The following is a 966-nucleotide window of genomic DNA, read 5'->3' as shown; positions in this document are numbered from 1 at the left end:
CTCCCAAATTGCTGAAGAGCGCGTAGAAAAAGTGACTGACTACGTGAACGAAGGCGAGATCATCAAGGTGAAAGTCCTTGATGTGGATCAGCGTGGTCGCATCAAGCTGTCCATGAAGGAAGCCAAAGAAGATTAATTTCTCTTTTTGCTTGTAAAGAAGGGTCGGCATTTGCCGGCCCTTTTTTTATGCGCGGGAAAGGCGGGAACGACGGCCAGTTTTGCAAACAGTAATGGCCTGGCCGTAAAAGGCGGCTGGCGTCAGGCCAATGAGTGCAGTGTAGCGGCGGGGCAAATGAAAACGGCGCAGGGGGTGATTAGCCCGCTGCGCCGTTTCTTGTTGCTGTTGTGGCTTATTTATTCTGGCGGGTCTCGATAAGCTGGTCCACCACGCCGGGGTCGGCCAGGGTGGAAGTATCGCCCAGGCTGTCCAGTTCATCGGCGGCGATCTTGCGCAGGATGCGACGCATGATCTTGCCGGAGCGGGTTTTCGGCAGGCCCGGGGCAAAGTGGATCAGGTCGGGCTTGGCGATGGGGCCGATTTCCTGGGTGACCAGGTCCCGCAGGACCTGAACCAGTTCTTCGCTGCTTTCCTTGCCGGCCATCAGTGACACATAGGCATAGATGCCCTGGCCTTTGACGTCATGTTGGTAGCCGACCACGGCGGCTTCGGAGATGCTGGGGTGCAGCACCAGGGCTGATTCAATTTCGGCAGTGCCCAGGCGGTGGCCAGACACGTTGAGCACGTCGTCCACCCGGCCGGTGATCCAGTAGTAGCCATCTTCATCACGGCGAGCGCCATCACCGGTGAAATAGCAGTCCTTGTAGGCGCTGAAATAGGTGTCGATCAGGCGCTGGTGATCGCCATAGACTGTCCGGATCTGGCTGGGCCAGCTGGCCTTGATAACCAGGTTACCGGAGGCCGCGCCGTCCAGTTCTTTGCCGTCCGGGTCCATCAGCCCGGGCTGC

The 966-nt window shown here is 58.4% G+C and carries 1 protein-coding gene and 1 pseudogene; one reads left to right on the top strand and one right to left on the bottom strand.

The genetic code is table 11. The features are described from left to right. Positions 1 to 136: S1 RNA-binding domain-containing protein (locus A3730_RS29325; protein WP_156500686.1), on the top strand; the 136-nt coding region annotated here is incomplete at its 5' end. Positions 137 to 350: 214 nt separating this feature from the next. Here the strand turns inward: A3730_RS29325 and A3730_RS00110 are convergent. Then, positions 351 to 966: pseudogene (locus tag A3730_RS00110) on the bottom strand (AMP-binding protein); the annotation flags it as partial.

The organism is Alcanivorax sp. HI0044 (assembly GCF_001634945.1).
This window is presented reverse-complemented; position numbering and strand designations above follow the sequence as displayed.